We start from the raw sequence: 17,094 nt of genomic DNA, 5'->3' as shown, positions 1-17,094 counted from the left end.
GCCCCGCCCGGCCCCCCCCCCCCTACGGCCCGCGCCGCCGCGCGGGCCTTCGGCGTGCCACGGGGCGGTGTCCGGCCGGGGTTGACGCCGGGGCGGACGAGAGCGGAGGGTTTCGTTCAGCCCCGCACCCGATCCCGGACAGACCAGGACCCTCCGCATGGACACCCTCACCGACCGGCTCCGCGCCAACCTCGCCGGCCAGCGGCTGCTGACCACCCTCGGCGTGGAGATCGTCGAGCTGGCCCGCGGGCGGGTCGTGCTCGACCTGCCCGTCCGGCCCGAGATCACCCAGCAGAACGGCTTCGTCCACGCCGGCGCGATCAGCACCCTGGCCGATGCCGCGGCCGGCGCCGCCGCGCTCTCCCTGATGCCGGAGGGCAAGGACGTGCTGAGTGTGGAGTTCAAGCTCAACCTGCTCAGCCCCGGCGTCGGCGAGCGCCTGCGGGCCACCGGCACGGTCGTCCGCAGCGGGCGGACCATCACGGTGGTCGGCGCCGAGGTGCGCTCGTACACCGGCGGGGTGCCCGGCAAGGAGGTCGCGCTGATGCAGGGCACGATGATCGCGGTCGAACGGACGGCCTGACGGAGGGTTCCGGTACCGATTCGGGTGGGTTTCGAGACCGTCCTGTCGCCGAACCGGGGCGAGACTGGAGGATCCGCGGGGTAGTCGTCACAGGGAGCGGCCCGCCTCGGCCGCCCGGTACCGCCGGCAGCAAGCACGAAGGACGTGGAGAGATGACCCAGACGGCACCCCGCAGCGCGGCCCCCGCGACGGCCGCCGGCCTCGTCCCCGGCCAGCGCACGCCCGCGGATCCCACCCCGCTGCGCGCCGTGCCCCCGGCCGGCGGGCTGTTCGCGACGGCCCGCCGCGCGTTCGAGGTCGCCCGCGGGCTGCGCTCGCTGCGCCCGGTGACGGCCCGGCCGCAGGAGCCGTACGGCGAGGTGGACGGCCAGTGACCGTCCGGTGCGGCCGTGGGCCCAAGCCGCGCCCCGAGCACGGCACTTGCCGGCCGCACCGGTGAACCGGCGCCACCAGTAGAGATCATGACGGTACGTCATGATCGAACGGTCGGCGATTGACGCGTCCTGCTCACCAAAGGCCGGATCCGTTCACACTTCCGTAGGATCATCACCCTAGAATTCGCCGCGTGACGATGACTCAGTGGTGCGCGGCGGCAGCCGCCGTCCTCGCCGTCCTCGCCGTGACGGCGGCCGCGCGGTACCGCGCCGTCACCGGCACCCTGCGCCGCAGGCTCGCCGATCAGCAGGGCGAACTCGACTCCCTGCGCGGCCTGCTGGACGTCGAACTCGCCCGCCGGGGTGCGGAGACCGCCGCCGTCCAGCACGAGCAGGAGCTCACCGCCGCCACCCAGCGGGCCTTCCTCAGCGTGGCCCGGCGCATCCTCGTGATGGCCCACGACCAGCAGGCCGGGCTCGACGAGATGGAGCGCACCCACGACGACCCGGCGCTGCTGGACGGACTGCTCAAGGCGGACCACGCCGCCGCCCAGCAGGCCCGGCTCGCCCAGACCCTCGCCGTGCTGTGCGGCGCCCGGGCCGGCCGGCACTGGCCCGAGCCGGTGGCGCTGGAGGACGTGGTGCGCGGCGCGCAGTCCCGGATCCTGCCGTTCCAGCGGGTCGTGGTGCGCAGCCGGCTGGAGACCGCCGTGGTCGCCGCCGCCGCGGAGGCGCTGATCCACGCCGTCGCCGAGCTGCTGGACAACGCCACCCGCTACTCGCCGCCCAGCACGCAGGTGTTCGTCACACTGATCCCGGTGCACAACGGCGCGGTCATCGAGATCGACGACGCGGGCGTCGGCATGCCGCCGCAGGCCGTCGAGAAGGCCTCGGCCGCGCTGGCCGGGGGCGGCGGGCTGGAGGTCTCCCGGCTCGGCGAGGTCCCGCAGCTCGGGCTCGCCGCGGTCGGCCGGCTCGCCGAGCAGTACGGCTTCCGGGTCACCCTCAGCTCGGCGCCGTCGCCGTACGGCGGTGTCCGGGTGGTCGTCCTGCTCCCGAACGCCCTGCTCACCGAGCCGCTGCCGACCACGGCCGGCCTGCCGGCCGCAGCCGCCCCCGCGCCCGTGCCCGCGGCGGCGCCCGTCCGGGCCGCGGCCCCCGTCCGGAAGGCGCCGGGCGGCGAGGGCGGCGGGCCGGCCACCGGGACGCTGCCCCGCCGTACCAACCGGCGCCGGGCCGCGGCCGACCGGCCGGCCGAGAAGCCCGCCGCGGACCAGGCCGCCCCGGCCCGCTCGGCGCAGGGGGCGGGGGGGGTGATGGCGCTCTTCCAGTCCGGCACGGCGAGCGGCCGCTCGGCGACCGGGAACCACCAGCTGCCCGACCTCCCGGCCGAGCCCGCCCCCGGGCCGTCCGGGACGCTTCCCGCCTCCCCCCAACAGTCCCAGCGCTCCGGAGACCTCAATGACCACCAATCCTGATCTCGGCTGGCTTCTCACGGACATCCTGACCGTTCCCGAGGTGCAGCACGCCGTCGTGGTGTCCAACGACGGCCTGGAGATCGGCCGCAGCGAACGGATCGGCCGGGACGACGCCGAACGGCTGGCCGCGGCCTGCTCCGGCCTCCAGTCGCTGGCCCGCGGCGTGGCGCAGGGATTCGGCGGCCGGGCCAGCACGACCCGTCAGATCGTGGTCGAGTACGGCGGCGGCTACCTGTTCATCGTGGCCGCGGGCGCCGGGGCGCACCTCGCCGTGGTCACCGGCGAGGCCGTCGACGCCGGCCTGGTCGCGTACCAGATGCAGGTGCTGGTCGAGCGGATCGGCAGCCACCTGACCAGTCCGCCCCGGGTGGAGCAGGCGGCCGGGGACGCGCGATGAGCGGGCCCGTCCGGCCGTACGTGATCACCGGTGGCCGGAGCCGGCCGAGCCGGAACGTCCTCGCGCTGGAGAGCCTGGTGTCGGCCGTCCCGGGGGCCGACACCACCGGGGCCGAACTCAACCGGGAGCACCAGCGGATCGTGGCGCTCTGCGCCCGGCTGCTGTCGATCGCCGAGATCGCCGCCCACCTCCACCTGCCGCTCAGCGTGGTGAAGGTGCTGGTCGGCGACCTCTGGGACGTGGGCGCCGTCCAGGTCCTGCCCCCGGCGACCGCCGTCCACGGGTCGCCGGACCCGACGCAGGCCGGCCGCCTGCCCACCACGCTCCTCGAGGAGGTGCTCGTTGGCCTCCGCCAACTCCGTTGAGCCCGCCTATCTGCCCGCCACCGTGCAGGGCGCCGTCAAGATCCTGGTCACCGGGCCGTTCGGGGTCGGCAAGACCACCCTGGTCGGGTCGCTCAGCGAGATCACCCCGCTGCGCACCGAGGAGACCATGACGGCCGCCGGCGCCGGCATCGACGACCTCACCGGCCGTCCGGACAAGACCACCACCACGGTGGCCCTGGACTTCGGCCGGATCACCATCAGCCCGCAGCTGGCGCTGTACCTCTTCGGGACTCCCGGCCAGCAGCGGTTCTGGCCGCTGTGGGAGGACCTCTCGCGGGGGGCGCTCGGTGCGATCGCCCTGGTGGACACCCGCCGGATCGAGGAGAGCTTCGACGTCCTCGGCCGGCTGGAGGAGCAGAACATCCCGTTCGCGGTCGCGGTGAACGTCTTCCCGGACAGCCCCGAGCACCCCGAGGACGAGCTGCGCACCGCGCTCGACCTGCTGCCGGACGTACCGATCCTGCGCTGCGACGCCCGCGACCGGCGGGCCTCGTACGACCTGCTGATCGACTTCGTCGCCCATCTGCACGCCACCTCCGTCCTGGAGCTCCAGCCATGACCGTCCCCGTGCCGCCGGACCACGCCGCGGCGGGTGGCACCCCGCCGCCCGGGTGCCCGATGCACCACGGCGCAGCGGCGCCGCTGTTCGGCCCGGCCGTCGCCGACGACCCGCACGGGCTGTACGCCCGGCTGCGCGAGAAGCACGGGCCGGTCGCCCCGATCGAGCTGGAGCCGGGGGTCGAGGCGTGGCTGGTGATCGGCTACGCCGAGCTGCTCGAACTCACCCGGAACGAGCAGTTGTTCTCCAAGGACTCGCGCCGCTGGCGGGTGCCCGCCGAGGGCCGGCTCGCGGCGGACTCCCGACTGCTGCCGATGACCGCCTGGCGGCCCACCCTGCTCAACCTGGACGGCGCCGAGCACCAGCGGCTGCGCGAGGCTGTCGCCGACACGCTCGGCCGGATCGACCACCGGCAGCTGCGGGCGGCCACCGAGGAGGCCGCCAACTCGCTGATCGACGGCTGGGGTCCGGACGGCACCGCCGACCTGATCGCCCAGTACGCGCGCCGGCTCCCGCTGCTGGTGTTCACCCGGCTGCTCGGCCTGCCCGCCGAGGCCGGTCCCCACCTCATCGAGCTGATCAGCCACTTCGTGGACTCCAGCGAGAAGTCGGTGCGGGCCAACGCCGAGTTCCAGGCGATCCTGGTCGACCTCGTCCGGCAGCGGCGCGAGCGGCCCGGCGCCGACCTGACCTCGTGGCTGCTGGCCCACCCGGCCGGACTGAGCGACGAGGAGGCGGTGCACCACCTGGTGGTGATCCTGGTCGCGGGCAACGAGACCACCATCAACTGGACGGGCAACACCCTGCGGCTGCTGCTCACCGACCGGCGCTTCCGGGCCACCCTGACCGGCGGCCGGCTCAGCGTCTCCGACGCCCTCGACGAGGTGCTCTGGCGCGACCCGCCGACGCAGAACTTCCCCGGCCGGTGGGCGACCTCGGACACCGTGCTCGGCGGCCAGTACATCAGCGCGGGGGACATGCTGGTGCTCGGCCTCGCGGGCGCCAACGCCGACCCCGCGGTGCAGGGCGCGGAGGGCATCGGGGGCAACCGGGCGCACCTGGCCTGGGGTGCGGGCCGGCACGTCTGCCCGGCCCAGCACCCGGCGCGGCTGATCGTCGAGACCGCGGTGGAGACCCTGCTGCACCGCCTGCCCGACCTCCAGCTGGCCGTCCCCGCGGGCGAGTTGGCCTGGCGACCGTCGCCGTGGTCGCGCGCCCTGGTGGACCTGCCGGTGCTGTACAGCGCCTTCACCCCGCCCCGCCCCGCCGCCCAGGAAAGGCCGACATGGACACCGCCGACCGCCCCGCTCCCCTCCGACTCGACCCCTTCGGGCGCGACCAGCACGCCGAGAACGCCCGGCTCCGGGCGGCCGGGCCTGCGGTCCCTGTGGAACTCCCTGGCGGGGTGGTGGTCTGGGCGGTAACCCACCACGACACCCTGCAGCAGCTGCTCGCGGACCCGCGGGTCGGCAAGGACGCCCGGCTCTGGACGACCTTCCGCGAGGGCCGGCTGCCCAAGGGCTGGCCGCTGCTGAACTTCGTCACCGTGCCGGGCATGGTGACCGCCGACGGCGCCGACCACCGGCGGCTGCGCGGCCTGGTCACCCAGGCCTTCACGCCGCGCCGGATCGCCGAGCTCGCCCCCGCGATCGAGGCCCGCACCGAGCGACTGCTGGACGGGCTCGCCGGTCTGAGCGGTGAGTTCGACCTGCGGGAGCACTTCGCCTACCCGCTGCCCATGCAGGTGATCGGCGAACTGCTCGGTCTGGCGCACGACCAGCAGGACGAGCTGCACGAGCTGTCGGACACCCTGGTCAGCAGCTCGGCGACGCCGGAGGCCGCGATCGCCGCCCAGCAGGGCCTGTTCGCGCTGCTCGGCAAGGTGGTGGCCGCCAAGCGGGAGTCCCCGGGCGACGACCTGACGACCGATCTGATCGCGGCCCGGGAGGAGACCGACCGGCTCTCCGAGCAGGAGCTGGTGGGCACCCTGCTGCTGATGCTGGTGGCCGGCCACGAGACCACGCTCAACCTGATCACCAATGCCGTCCGGGCGCTGCTCGCGCACCCGGAGCAGCTGCGGCTGGTGCTGGCCGGCGAGGTGCCGTGGTCCGCGGTGGTGGAGGAGACCCTGCGCTACGACTCGCCGGTCGGGCAGTTCCCGCTGCGGTACGCGGTCGAGGACATCCCGGTCGGCGATGTGGTGATCCCCCGCGGTGAGGCCCTGCTGGCCTCGTACGCGGCGGCCGGGCGGGACGGGTCGCACTACCCGGACGCGGACCGCTTCGACGTGACCCGCCGGCCGGTGAAGCACCTGTCGCTGGGGCACGGCCCGCACTTCTGCCTGGGCGCGGGCCTGGCCCGGCTGGAGGCGGAGACGGCGCTGCGGGGCCTGTTCGGGCGATTCCCGACGCTGGCGGCCGTGGACGGCCCGGCGCCGGAGCCGATCGCCTCGTTCGTCAGCAACAGCGTGCGGACGCTGCCGGTGCGGATCGGCTGACCGTCCGCGCGCACGGGTCGCCCCGGCCGGTCAGGCCGGGGTGATCCGGCCGTGCACCAGGCGCACCAGCGCGGCGTGCACGTCGTCGAGGCTGCGCTCGGGCTGGAAGGCCAGCCAGTCCAGCGCCACCACCAGCACCATGCCGAAGAGCGCCGAGGCGGTCAGCTGGGTGTCCAGGTCGGCGGAGAGCTGTCCGTCCCGGACGGCCTCGTCGAGCACGTCGGCGACGACCGCGACGGCGCCGTCACGCATGATCCGCAGCGAGTCGTGCCACGTCCGGTTGGTCCGCCAGGTCTCGGCGACGAACAGCTGCGCGAAGGACGGGTAGTCGGCGATGAAGACCAGGCCGGCCCGGATCATCGCGTCCACGCCCTCGATCGGCGGCCGGCCTGCGGCCGCCTGCTGCAGCGAGTCGGTGAGCAGCCCGGTGCCGTGCCGCAGCAGGCCCTCGAAGAGCTCGGTCTTGCTGGCGAAGTTGTAGTAGACGGTGCCCTTGGCGACCTGCGCCCGCTCGGCGATCTCGTCCACGGTGGTCGCCGAGAACCCCTGTTCGGCGATGAGGGTGACGGCGGCCTCGTACAGCTTCTGCCGGGTCGCGCTGCGGCGAGTGCTCATGTGGTGCTTCCGGGGTGGGGTGGGAGGCGGCGGGGCCCGGTGGGCGGGAGAGGAGGGTACGGGGGAGAACGAGTCCGGGCGCGCGGATCGTACCGCGCGCCCGGTCGGGGGGTCGTGCCGGAATCTCAGAGCGAGAGCTCCGGGTGCAGCCGGGACATCGTCCACACCTGCCGGCCGCGGGCGCAGAGCGCGGTCAGCGCGAGGGCGCCCGCCCAGAAGGCGGCCAGCACCGCGCAGCCGGTCCACACCGCGCCGAGGTCGCCGCCGCTGATCAGCCGGCGGAGCCCCGCGACCACGTAGGTCATCGGCAGGTACGGGTGGATCGCGTTGAAGAAGCCGGGGCTGGTCTCCACCGGGTAGGTGCCGCCGGCGGAGGTGAGCTGGAGCATCAGCAGCGCCAGGGCGAGCAGTCGTCCGGCCGGGCCGAAGCGGGCGTTCAGCCACTGCATCACCGCGGTGAAGCAGAGCACCGTGAGGGCGAGGTACCCGATGACGCCGGCGGTGCGCTCCATCTGCAGGCCGAGGCCCCAGTGCAGGACGGCGAGCAGAGCGGCGGCCTGGGCGAGGCCGATCGCGGCGGCCGGCAGCCAGCCGGCCAGGGCGGCCCGCCGGGCGGGTGCGTTGGCGGCCAGGGCGCGGGCCGAGAGCGGGCGCAGCAGCATGTAGGCGACCATCGCGCCGACCCACAGGGCGAGCGGGATGAAGTACGGGGCGAAGCCCGTCCCGTAGTTGGGGGCCTTGTGGAGTTCCTGGCGGGCGAGCGCGACCGGGTTGCTCATCGCGTCGGCGCGGGCCGCGCGCTGGGCGTCGGTGTAGTCCGGGATCTGTCCGACGCCGTCCTGGAGGCCGGCGGCGAGCCGGTGGCTGCCGTCGGCGAGGGTGCCGAGGCCGTCGGCGAGCCGGCCGTTGCTGTCGGCGAGGCGGCCGGTGGCGTCGTCGAGGTCGCGCATGCCGTCGGAGAGCCGGTAGAGGCCGCCGGAGAGGGTGTGCGCGCCGTCGTCGAGCCGGCCGATGCCGCTGTCGACGGTCCGGATGCCGGCCAGTGCGTCGGCGGTGCCCTGGCGCAGGCGGGTGGCGCCGTCGGCGACCTGGCGGGCGCCGGCGTCGAGCCGGTGGATCTGGGCGACCTTCGCGTCGAAGTCGTCGGCGAGGCCGTCGGCGGCCAGCTGCCGGGCGAGCTTCTCCACGGTGGCCGCGTCCTGCGCCCAGCCGTCCAGCGAGGGCACGGCCTGCTGGACGACGGCGTCCACCCGTTCGGCGACGTCGACGAGCCGGTGGGCGAGCCCGGTCAGCCGGGCGTCCAGCGCGCACTGTGCGGCGGTGGTGCCGGGGCCGGGCGTGCCGCCGGGGCACTGCTGGGCGTACGCGGCGTCGGCCTGGGCGGCGAGGGCGCGGGCGTCGGCGACGTTCTGGGCGGAGCGGGCGGGGAGGTCCTTGAGACCGAGCGAGACCTGGTGGGCGGCGTCGGCGGTGAGCCGGGCGGCGGCCTGGATCTGGTCGGCGTACCTGTGGAGCAGCGGGGAGAGGTCCCGGGCGAGCGGGTCGACCTGGTCGGTGATCTGCCGGGTGCCGTCGGCGACCTGCTGGGCCCCGGTGGCGAGCCTGGCCATGTTGCCGTCGATGGCGGCGAGGCCGGCGCTCAGGTTGCCGGTGCCCTGCTTGGCGCGGTCGAGGCCGGCGGCCAGGTCGGCGGCGCCGGAGCCGGCCCGGGCGGCGCCGGGGGTGAGGCGGTCGGCGCCGTTCTTGAGGGCGGCGGAGCCGTCGGCGATCCGGGCGGAGCCGTCGCGGGCCCGGCCCGCGGCCGCGTCGAGCCGGCCGGCGCCGTCGGCCGCCTGGGCGGTGCGGTCGTGCAGGTCGGAGAAGCCGAGCAGGATCCGGTCGTAGAAGCCGGCCGAGGCCTTGGCCGAGGCGGCCGCCCGGACCTCGCTGAACACGCTGCGGGAGATCGAGCCGACGATGTAGTTGTCGGAGTCGTTGGTGCGCACCTGGAGGGTGCCGGGTGCGGGGTGGTCGCCGTTGCTGCCGGCGATGTTGCCGCTGAAGTCGGCGGGAATGGTCAGGGTGAGGTAGTAGCGGCCGGAGGCGAGGCCCTTGGCGGCGTCGTCGGCACTGGTCTCCTGCCAGCCGAAGGTGCGGCTCTGCCGGAGCTTCGCGGCGAGGTCGTGTCCGGCGTCGACGGTGCGGCCCTGCACGGTGACCGGGCGGTCCTCGACGACCAGGGCGACGGGCAGCCTGTCGAGCCGCCCGTACGGGTCCCAGAACGACCAGAGGTAGAGGGCGCCGTAGAGCAGCGGCAGGAGCAGCAGGGCGGCCATCGCGGCACGCGGCAGGCGGCCGCGGGCGAACCGGCCGATCTCGAGGCGGGCCAGGCTAAGCGCGCGCATCGGCGGTCTCCTCGTCCTCGGCGCGGTCGGTCTCGGGGGTGTTCTGCGGCGCGGCTCCGGCCGCGGGTGCGTCCTGCGGCTCGGGTGCGTCCTGCGGCTCGGGTGCGTCCTGCGGCGGCGCTTCGGCCGCGGGGCGTTCGGCGACGGCGTCCAGCCGCACCGTCAGGTCGGCGGGCTCCGCCGCGCCGGCGCCGGTGGTGGCGGCCAGCACGGTGATGCCGGTGGCGGCGACGGCGCGCAGCACCTGCCAGGCGGCGGCGCGGTCCTCGTCGCCGAGGCGCTCGCCGACGTCGTCCGCGCAGACCAGCCGGGGTGCGCCGAGCAGGGCGAGTGCGGTGCCCAGCCGGAAGCGGTCGAGTTCCCCGAGGTCGCGGACGGGGATGCGGAGGTCGTCGAGCGCGAGGCCGGCGGTGGCGAGCGCCGCCGCGGTCCGGGCCTCGACGGCGCGGCGGGAGCTGCGGGCGAACGGGCGGGCGTGCAGCAGGTGGCGTTCGCGCAGGTGGGCGGCGACGCTGAGGGCCGGGTCGGGCTGGTTCACCCCGGGCACCGGGCCGAGTGCGGCGATCCTGCGCACCTTGGCGGCCCCGGCGGGCAGGGCGAGGCCGGCCACCGCGGCGGTGCCGGCGGTGGGGCGCATGCGGCCGGCCAGAGTGAGCAGAAGGGCGGTGCGGCCCGATCCGGCCGGGCCGGTCAGCGCGACCAGGCTGCCCGGTTCGGCCGTGAACCCCACGTCCCGGTAGACCCAGCCGCGCGGGCCGCGCAGTGCCAGCGCGTCCGCGGTGACCGCGGCGCCGCTCTGCCGGTCGGCCATGATGTCCTCCCCCGATTTTGAACTGACCAGTCAGTCTAAATTCTAAGGGCGGCACGGCGGGCTCCCGTCCACCGGCGGTGTGACATGGGTTACCCGCGGGCCTGCGGGCCCGGCCCGGGCGGGAGGAGACGGACTGTCAGTGCATGCCGGAAGAATGCCGTGATGACTGATCCACGACCCGCGATCGCGGGCTACTGGGACGCCGCGGCCCCCTCCTTCGACGACGAGCCCGACCACGGACTGCGGGCGGAATGCACCCGCGCCGCCTGGGCCCGCCGGATCGCCGACTGGGTGCCGCCCGGCCCGCTGGACGTCCTCGACGCCGGCTGCGGCACCGGCTCGCTCACCCTGCTGCTGGCCCGCGCGGGCCACCGGGTCACCGGAGTCGACCTGGCGCCGCGCATGGTCGAGCAGGCCCGGGCGAAGCTCGCCGCGGCCGGCCTGTCGGCCCGGCTGCTGACCGGCGACGCGGCCGAACCGCCCGTCGGTGAGGGACGGTTCGACGTGGTGCTGGCCCGCCACCTGCTCTGGACGCTGCCCGACCCGGGCGCCGCCCTGGACGCCTGGCTGGCCCGGCTGCGGCCGGGCGGCCGACTGGTCCTGGTGGAGGGCCGCTGGCGCGAGTCCGGCGGCGGCACGCCGTACGTCGCGGGGGCCGAACGGCTGCCATGGCACGGCGGGGTGGGGGCGGACACGCTGGCGGCGCACCTGCGCCCGCTCGTCGCCGACCTCCGGATCGAGCCGCTGGACGGGGACCCCGACCTGTGGGGGCGCCCGGTCGACGACGAGCGGTACGCGGTGGTGGCCCGGGTGTGACCGCCGGGCCCCGCCGGCGGGTCAGGCCTGCCGGGGCGCGGGGCTCAGCCGGGAGGTGATGGCGATCCGGTTCCACGAGTTGATCGCGATGATCAGCGCGATCAGCTGGGCCAGCTCCTGCTGCTCGAACTGCTTGGCCGCCTCGTCGTAGACCGCGTCCGGCACGTGGCCGTCGGTGACCAGGGTGACCGCCTCGGTCAGCGCCAGGGCGGCCCGCTCCCGCGCGGTGTACCAGGGCGCCTCGCGCCAGGCCGGCAGGGCGTACAGGCGGTGCTCCTGCTCGCCCTGCTTCCGGGCGTCGGTGGTGTGCATGTCCAGGCAGAACGCGCAGCCGTTCAGGGCGGACGCGTGGATCCGCACCAGCTCGGCGAGGACCGGGTCGAGACCGGTGCGGGCCGCCCGGTCGAGCTCGACCATCTTGCGGTAGAACTCGGCGGCCTGCTCGGGGAGCGAGATGCGCTGGACGGGGGCGGGCACGTACGCGGTGTGATTCGTCGTCATGTCTCCACCCTAGGGACACAATGGCCCGCGCCTGTGGTTCATTTGCGGCATGGAATCATGGGCCACTTTCGGCGGCGACCTGCACCTCGACCTGACCGCCGGACGGGCCCGCGGGCTCGGCCTGCGCGCCGCGTTGGAGGACGCGCTGCGCGGGGCCGTCCGCACCGGACGGCTGCCCGCCGGCACCCGGCTGCCGTCCTCCCGGGAGCTCTCCCGCGACCTCGGTATCGCCCGGAACACCGTCGCCGAGGCCTACTCCCAGCTGTCCGCCGAGGGCTGGCTGGCCTCCCGGCAGGGCTCCGGCACGGTGGTCGCCGAACGCGGCACGCCCACCGCGCCCGGCCCGGCCGCCCTGCCGCCGCGCACCCCCGCCGTACGCCACGACCTGATGCCCGGCCGCCCGGACCTCTCCCGCTTCCCCCGCTCGGCCTGGCTCGCCGCCGCCCGCCGGGCGCTGGCCACCGCGCCGCACGAGGCGTTCGGCTACACCGATCCGCGCGGCCGGATCGAGCTGCGCCGCGCGCTGGCCGGCTACCTGGCCCGGGTCCGCGGCGTGCGCACCGACCCGGAGCGGCTGCTGGTCTGCGCCGGCTACACCCAGGGCCTGGGCCTGCTCTGCGAGGTGCTGCGCGAGCAGGGCGCGGCCACCGTCGCGGTCGAGGAGTTCGGACTGCCGCCGCAGCAGGAGGTGATCACCGCAAAGGGGCTGGCCACCGTGCCGCTGCCGCTGGACGCCGCCGGCGCCCGCACCGACCTGCTGGCCGGCACCGGGGCCGGCGCCGCGGTGCTCACCCCGGCCCACCAGTTCCCGACCGGGGTGCCGCTGCGGGCCGGGCGCCGCGCGGCCGCGGTGGCCTGGGCCAGGGAGGCCGGCGCCCTGCTCGTCGAGGACGACTACGACGGCGAGTTCCGCTACGACCGCCAGCCGGTGGGCGCGATGCAGGCCCTCGACCCGGAGCGGGTGGTGTACGCGGGCACCGCCTCCAAGAGCCTCGCGCCCGGCCTGCGGCTGGGCTGGCTCGCACTGCCCGCCGACCTGGTCGGGCCGGTCGTCCGGCGCAAGGAGCTCGCCGACGGGCAGTGCGGGGTGGTGGACCAGCTGACCCTGGCCGAACTGATCGCCTCCGGCGCGTACGACCGGCACGTGCGGCGCAGCCGGCTGCAGTACCGGCGGCGCCGGGACCGGCTGGTCGAGGTGCTGGCGCAGCGGGCGCCGGAGGTCCGGGTGACCGGGATGGCGGCGGGCCTGCACGCGGTGCTCGAACTGCCGCCGGGCTCCCTCGGCGAGGACGAGCTGCTGCGCCACGCGCAGTGGCTCGGCCTGTCGCTGAACACCCTGGGCTGGTGCCGCACGCCGTCCGACCGACCGCCCGCGGACCGCCCGCCGACCCTGGTGATCGGCTACGGCACCCCGCCCGACCACCTCTTCGAGGCGGCGCTGGAGGCGCTCTGCACCCTCGTCCGGCTATAGCGCCTGGCGTTCCCGGCTCAGCCGTTCTTCCGGGCGCCGATCTCGAAGAGCAGGATCACGAATCCGGCGAAGGCGTGGGTGGCGACCATGTAGATCGCGGCGCGGATCCAGACCCGGCGGTCGGTGCGCCGTCCGGCGTCGGTGGTGGGCTTGGCCATGTCGGTCCTCCGTGAGTGGCTGGGATCAGATCCGCGGCGAGTCGCCGAGGCAGAGGTCGCCGCCGGGGCTCTGCAGCAGGGTGTGCAGGAAGAGCAGCTCGACCCCGGCGGGCGATTCGGCGGCGATGCAGTGCGGGGTGAGCGAGTCGAAGTGGGCGCTGTCGCCCGGCTCCAGCAGGTGGGTGCGCTCGCCGAGGGTGAGCCGCAGCCGCCCGCGCAGCACGTACAGCCACTCCTCGCCGGGGTGGACCCGGACGACCGCGTCCTGCACGCTCGGCGGCACCTGGACCCGCAGGGCCTGCATCGCGCGGCCCTGGGCCCCGGCCCGCCGGTAGCCCCAGCCGCCGGCCCGCCCCGGCTCGATGGCGCCGCCGCGGACCACCGGGTCCGGCTCCCCCGCCTGCTCGCCGAGCAGGCCGGAGACCGTGGTGCCGTACGCGCGGGCCAGGCCGAGCAGCACCGGCAGCGAGGGCTGCCGCTGCCCGGTCTCCAGCCGCGACAGATAGGCTGGGGAGAGGCCGACCCGGGCCGCGGCGCCCTCGAGCGTGAGCCGCCCGGCCAGCCGGTGGTCGCGCAGGCGGGCCGCGAGACCCGCCACCTCCTGGTCGTCGTTCATACGGCCAGTGCACACCCGCAGTGCCTGACGGGCAAGAAAATTGCCCGGGAGGCAAACTGCGCGGGCCTGACCGGCGGCGCGCTACGGCCGCGGGATGTTCCGCAGGTTGGAGCGGGCCAGGTCGATCATCTTCCCCACCCCGCCGGAGAGCACCGTCCGTCCGGCGGCCAGCGCCAGGCCCTTCACCTGGGCGGCGGTGATGTGCGGCGGGACGGCGAGCGCGTTGGGGTCGGTGACGACGTCGACCAGGGCGGGCCCCGGCCGCTCCAGCGCCTCGACGAGGACGTCGCGGACCTTGGCCGGGTCGGTGACCCGCTTGGCCGGGATGCCGGCCGCCCGGGCGATGGCTGCGTAGTCGACGTCGCCGTTGTCGATCCCCCACTCGGGGTAGCCGCTGACCAGCATCTCCAGCTTGATCATGCCGAGCGCGCCGTTGTTGAAGACCACCGTCTTCACCGGCAGCCGGTGCTTGGCGACGGTGAGCAGTTCGCCGAGCAGCATGCCGAGTCCGCCGTCGCCCGACATCGAGACGACCTGCCGCCCCGGGAAGGCCAGCTGGGCACCGATCGCGTGCGGCAGGGCGTTCGCCATCGAGCCGTGCAGGAACGAGCCGATCACCCGGCGGCGCCCGTTAGGGGTGAGGTAGCGGGCCGCCCAGACGTTGCACATGCCGGTGTCCACGGTGAACACCGCGTCGTCCGCGGCCACCTCGTCGAGCACCGCGGCGACGTACTCCGGGTGGACGGGCGTGTGCCTCTCGATGTCCCGGGTGTAGGCGCCGACCACGTTCTCCAGCGCCCGGGCGTGCCGGGCCAGCATGCCGTCGAGGAAGCCGCGGTCGGTCCGCTGGGCGAGCAGCGGGAGCACCGCGCGCAGCGTGGCCGACACATCGCCGTGGACGGCGAGTTCGAGCGGGACGCGCCGCCCGAGCCGGGTCGCGTCGTGGTCCACCTGGATCACCCGGCGCTGCGGCAGGAACGAGTCGTACGGGAAGTCGGTGCCGAGCAGCAGCACCAGGTCCGCCTCGTGCAGGGCCTCGTGGCAGGCGCCGTAGCCGAGCAGGCCGCTCATTCCGACGTCGAACGGATTGTCGAACTGGATGTGCTCCTTGCCCCGCAGCGAGTGGCCGACCGGTGCGTAGACGGTGGCCGCGAGCTTCATCACCTCCTCGTGGGCGCCGCGCGCCCCGGCACCGCAGAACAGCGCGACCGTGCCCGCCCCGTCCAGCGCCTCGGCGAGTGCCCGGACCTGGCCCCAGGGCGGCGCGGCCACCGCCTGCTCGGTGAGGAAATGGCTGCTGCCGGTCGGCCCGGCGGCGGGCAGCGCGGCGACGTCGCCGGGGAAGACCAGCACCGAGACCCCGGGGGCGCCGAGCGCGTGCTGCACGGCGACCCGCAGCAGGCGCGGCAGCTGGGCCGGGGTGGAGACCATCTCGCAGAAGGACGAGCAGTCGGTGAACACCCGCTCGGGATGGGTCTCCTGGAAGAACCCGGTGCCGATCTGGCCGGACGGGATGTGCGAGGCCAGCGCCAGCACCGGTACGCCGCTGCGCTGGGCGTCGTACAGACCCTGGATCAGATGGGTGTTGCCGGGACCGCAGGAGCCGGCGCAGACCGCGAGCCGGCCGGTGAGCTCGGCCTCCGCCGCGGCGGCGAAGGCGCCGGCCTCCTCGTTGCGGACGTGCACCCAGGAGATGCCCTCGGCCCGCCGGACGGCGTCCACGACCGGGTTCAGGCTGTCGCCGACGACGCCGTACACGCGCTCGACGCCGGCCTGGCTCAGCACCTCGACCATCTGCTCGGCCACACTGCCCACCGGACACCCGCCTCTCGCCCTCCGGTCGCACGACCTCACCACCGTGCGACGGCGCCCCGGCCGGGGCACCCGGGAGGCGGCGAACGGGTGAGGGCCCGCCCGCGGTGCGCGGACGGGCCCCCTGGGGGACGGTCAGCCCTGGAAGGCGGCGGTCCCGTTCGGCGTACCGAGACCGGTCGGGCCGTCGTAGCCGGCGCCGGCGGTGCACAGGTAGGACGGCGAGCAGCTGCCGTTGGAGCCGCTGGTGACGTCGTTGAGCGAGGTGGTGTGCGCGTACGCGAAGGACGCCGGGACGGAGCCGGCCGACGGGGTGCCGCCGAGCGCGTACACGCCTGCGATGATCGGCGCGGCGGCGCTCGTCCCGCCGTAGACGGCCCAGCCGCTGCCGCCGTAGGTCTGGTAGACGGCCACGCCGGTGGCGGGGTCGGCGACCGCGGAGACGTCGGCGACGGTGCGCTTGGCGCAGCCGGTGTCCTTCTGCCAGGACGGCTTCGCGTCGTAGGCGGAGCAGCCGGAGCCGGTGCCCTCGGTGGAGCTGGTCAGCCAGACCGACTCGCTCCAGCCGCGGGCGCTGGAGTCGCGCTTGAGCGCGGTGCCGCCGACCGCGGTGACGTACCGGGAGGAGGCCGGGTACTGCGCGCCGTAGGCGGAGTCGCCGGAGGAGACGGTGATGGCGACGCCGGGGTGGTTGAAGTAGCTGCTGTCGTAGGAGGTGTCCAGGGAGGACTCGCCGCCGCCGTAGCTGTTGGAGACGAACTTGGCGCCGAGGCTGACCGCGGTGTTCACCGAGGTGCCGAGGTTGGCCATGGTGGCGCTGGTGGCCTCCACCAGGATGATCTTGGCGTTGGGGGCGATCGCGGAGACCATGTCGAGGTCGAGCGATATCTCGCCGGCCCAGCCGCTGTTGGCACGCGGGTACTTGGTGCCGCCGGTCTGGTTGACCTTCTTGAAGCAGCCGTTCGCCGTGGTGCAGGACGGGAGCCCGAACTGGCTGCGGTAGGCCGCCATGTCGCTCTCGGCGCTGGGGTCGTCGTACGCGTCGACGATGGCGATCGTCATGCCGGCGCCGCCGCCCGAGGGCAGGTTGTAGGCGCTCAGCAGGTCGCTCGGGCCGAAGCCGGCGGGGGTGGCGTTCGGCGTGACGGCCTGCGTGCCGCTGACGACCTTCAGCGCGTGGCAGGCCATGGTGTCGCCCTTGCCCAAGGTGTCGCAGGCGCGCACCCAGGACGTTCCGCCCTTGGTGTGGACCTGCGGGCCGGCCGCGGCGCCGGCGGGGGCGGCGGTGGCGAGGCCGGAGAGGGCGAGCGCCGCGGAGCCCGCGAGGGCGAGCGCGGTGCGGCGGGCGACTGCGGTGGGGGTACGCAAGGAGAGCCTCCTGTGGCTGGGTAAACCGGGGGCCGTGCGTGCCGAGTCGGTGCGGACGGGTGGGTCCGCGACGTCCGGGCATGCGGGAGCTGCGGGTCGGTCGGGAACCGCCGCTCGCGCTGTGGGGGTGATCCGGAGGAACTGCCGCCTGAGGCTAGTGAGCCGTGTCCATGTCGAACAACGGTGCGTCGACAAATTGAACCGGCCCTTTACCGTCGGGTGGGGCCGGGAAAAGGGCCGGGGCCAGAGCCCCCAAAACCGTCCCGGG

At 75.2% G+C, this 17,094-nt stretch carries 18 protein-coding genes; 10 read left to right on the top strand and 8 right to left on the bottom strand.

Annotated elements, in window-relative coordinates:
- Positions 1 to 157 precede the first annotated feature (157 nt).
- The 8 genes from ACFV0G_RS02910 to ACFV0G_RS02875 all read left to right on the top strand — a co-directional run bounded on the left by ACFV0G_RS02910 (position 158) and on the right by ACFV0G_RS02875 (position 6,274).
- Positions 158 to 583, top strand: coding sequence for a PaaI family thioesterase (locus ACFV0G_RS02910; RefSeq protein WP_380540536.1), 426 nt, complete (start codon positions 158 to 160; stop codon positions 581 to 583).
- Between the two features lie 152 nt (positions 584 to 735).
- Positions 736 to 957 carry a hypothetical protein gene (locus ACFV0G_RS02905; RefSeq protein ID WP_380540533.1) on the top strand — a complete coding sequence of 74 codons (222 nt, stop codon included), beginning with the start codon at positions 736 to 738 and terminating at the stop codon, positions 955 to 957.
- A 197-nt stretch (positions 958 to 1,154) separates the two neighbouring features.
- Positions 1,155 to 2,435: a sensor histidine kinase gene (locus ACFV0G_RS02900; RefSeq protein ID WP_380540545.1), complete on the top strand. Its 1,281-nt coding sequence runs from the start codon at positions 1,155 to 1,157 to the stop codon at positions 2,433 to 2,435.
- Positions 2,419 to 2,832 carry a roadblock/LC7 domain-containing protein gene (locus tag ACFV0G_RS02895; RefSeq protein WP_380540530.1) on the top strand — a complete coding sequence of 138 codons (414 nt, stop codon included), beginning with the start codon at positions 2,419 to 2,421 and terminating at the stop codon, positions 2,830 to 2,832. Before ACFV0G_RS02900 ends, ACFV0G_RS02895 begins: the two co-directional genes overlap by 17 nt.
- A complete protein-coding gene (locus ACFV0G_RS02890) occupies positions 2,829 to 3,197 on the top strand; it encodes a DUF742 domain-containing protein (protein ID WP_380540527.1) in 369 nt (122 codons plus the stop codon). The genes ACFV0G_RS02895 and ACFV0G_RS02890 overlap by 4 nt, the downstream gene beginning before the upstream one ends.
- Positions 3,175 to 3,777: an ATP/GTP-binding protein gene (locus ACFV0G_RS02885; protein ID WP_380540524.1), complete on the top strand. Its 603-nt coding sequence runs from the start codon at positions 3,175 to 3,177 to the stop codon at positions 3,775 to 3,777. The genes ACFV0G_RS02890 and ACFV0G_RS02885 overlap by 23 nt, the downstream gene beginning before the upstream one ends.
- Entirely contained in the window at positions 3,774 to 5,201 is a 1,428-nt protein-coding gene (locus tag ACFV0G_RS02880; RefSeq protein WP_380540521.1) for a cytochrome P450, read from the top strand. The genes ACFV0G_RS02885 and ACFV0G_RS02880 overlap by 4 nt, the downstream gene beginning before the upstream one ends.
- Positions 5,186 to 6,274: a cytochrome P450 gene (locus ACFV0G_RS02875; RefSeq protein WP_380540519.1), complete on the top strand. Its 1,089-nt coding sequence runs from the start codon at positions 5,186 to 5,188 to the stop codon at positions 6,272 to 6,274. The genes ACFV0G_RS02880 and ACFV0G_RS02875 overlap by 16 nt, the downstream gene beginning before the upstream one ends.
- A 30-nt stretch (positions 6,275 to 6,304) precedes the next feature.
- On the opposite strand, the gene ACFV0G_RS02870 is transcribed toward ACFV0G_RS02875, so the two are convergent.
- The 3 genes from ACFV0G_RS02870 to ACFV0G_RS02860 form a co-directional block, all read right to left on the bottom strand.
- Positions 6,305 to 6,889, bottom strand: coding sequence for a TetR/AcrR family transcriptional regulator (locus ACFV0G_RS02870; protein ID WP_380540517.1), 585 nt, complete (start codon positions 6,887 to 6,889; stop codon positions 6,305 to 6,307).
- A 125-nt stretch (positions 6,890 to 7,014) separates the two neighbouring features.
- A complete protein-coding gene (locus ACFV0G_RS02865; RefSeq protein WP_380540514.1) occupies positions 7,015 to 9,273 on the bottom strand; it encodes a YhgE/Pip family protein in 2,259 nt (752 codons plus the stop codon).
- Positions 9,260 to 10,084, bottom strand: coding sequence for an ATP-binding cassette domain-containing protein (locus ACFV0G_RS02860; RefSeq protein WP_380540511.1), 825 nt, complete (start codon positions 10,082 to 10,084; stop codon positions 9,260 to 9,262). Before ACFV0G_RS02860 ends, ACFV0G_RS02865 begins: the two co-directional genes overlap by 14 nt.
- Before the next feature lie 162 nt (positions 10,085 to 10,246).
- Between ACFV0G_RS02860 and ACFV0G_RS02855 the strand changes: the two genes are divergently transcribed.
- The gene (locus ACFV0G_RS02855) at positions 10,247 to 10,900 is read left to right on the top strand and encodes a class I SAM-dependent methyltransferase (RefSeq protein ID WP_380540508.1); all 654 of its coding nucleotides are present in this window, start codon (positions 10,247 to 10,249) and stop codon (positions 10,898 to 10,900) included.
- 21 nt (positions 10,901 to 10,921) lie between these two features.
- Here the strand turns inward: ACFV0G_RS02855 and ACFV0G_RS02850 are convergent, their stop codons facing one another.
- Positions 10,922 to 11,401: a carboxymuconolactone decarboxylase family protein gene (locus tag ACFV0G_RS02850; RefSeq protein WP_380540505.1), complete on the bottom strand. Its 480-nt coding sequence runs from the start codon at positions 11,399 to 11,401 to the stop codon at positions 10,922 to 10,924.
- Positions 11,402 to 11,450: 49 nt separating this feature from the next.
- On the opposite strand from ACFV0G_RS02850, the gene ACFV0G_RS02845 reads away from it, so the two are divergent.
- Positions 11,451 to 12,872, top strand: a complete 1,422-nt coding sequence (locus tag ACFV0G_RS02845) for a PLP-dependent aminotransferase family protein (RefSeq protein ID WP_380540502.1) — start codon at positions 11,451 to 11,453, stop codon at positions 12,870 to 12,872.
- 17 nt (positions 12,873 to 12,889) lie between these two features.
- Here ACFV0G_RS02845 and ACFV0G_RS02840 read toward each other — a convergent pair whose 3' ends face one another.
- From ACFV0G_RS02840 to ACFV0G_RS02825, 4 genes are all read right to left on the bottom strand, one after another.
- A complete protein-coding gene (locus tag ACFV0G_RS02840) occupies positions 12,890 to 13,030 on the bottom strand; it encodes a DUF6126 family protein (protein WP_380540499.1) in 141 nt (46 codons plus the stop codon).
- A 25-nt stretch (positions 13,031 to 13,055) separates the two neighbouring features.
- The gene (locus ACFV0G_RS02835) at positions 13,056 to 13,646 is read right to left on the bottom strand and encodes a helix-turn-helix domain-containing protein (RefSeq protein WP_380540496.1); all 591 of its coding nucleotides are present in this window, start codon (positions 13,644 to 13,646) and stop codon (positions 13,056 to 13,058) included.
- 81 nt (positions 13,647 to 13,727) lie between these two features.
- The gene (locus ACFV0G_RS02830; RefSeq protein ID WP_380540493.1) at positions 13,728 to 15,461 is read right to left on the bottom strand and encodes a pyruvate dehydrogenase; all 1,734 of its coding nucleotides are present in this window, start codon (positions 15,459 to 15,461) and stop codon (positions 13,728 to 13,730) included.
- A gap of 132 nt (positions 15,462 to 15,593) precedes the next feature.
- The gene (locus ACFV0G_RS02825; protein WP_380540490.1) at positions 15,594 to 16,826 is read right to left on the bottom strand and encodes a peptidase S8; all 1,233 of its coding nucleotides are present in this window, start codon (positions 16,824 to 16,826) and stop codon (positions 15,594 to 15,596) included.
- Between the last annotated feature and the right edge of the window lie 268 nt (positions 16,827 to 17,094).

Origin of the sequence: Kitasatospora sp. NPDC059571 (assembly GCF_042735675.1) — a bacterium.
In the GTDB taxonomy this organism is placed as follows: domain Bacteria; phylum Actinomycetota; class Actinomycetes; order Streptomycetales; family Streptomycetaceae; genus Kitasatospora.
This window is presented reverse-complemented; position numbering and strand designations above follow the sequence as displayed.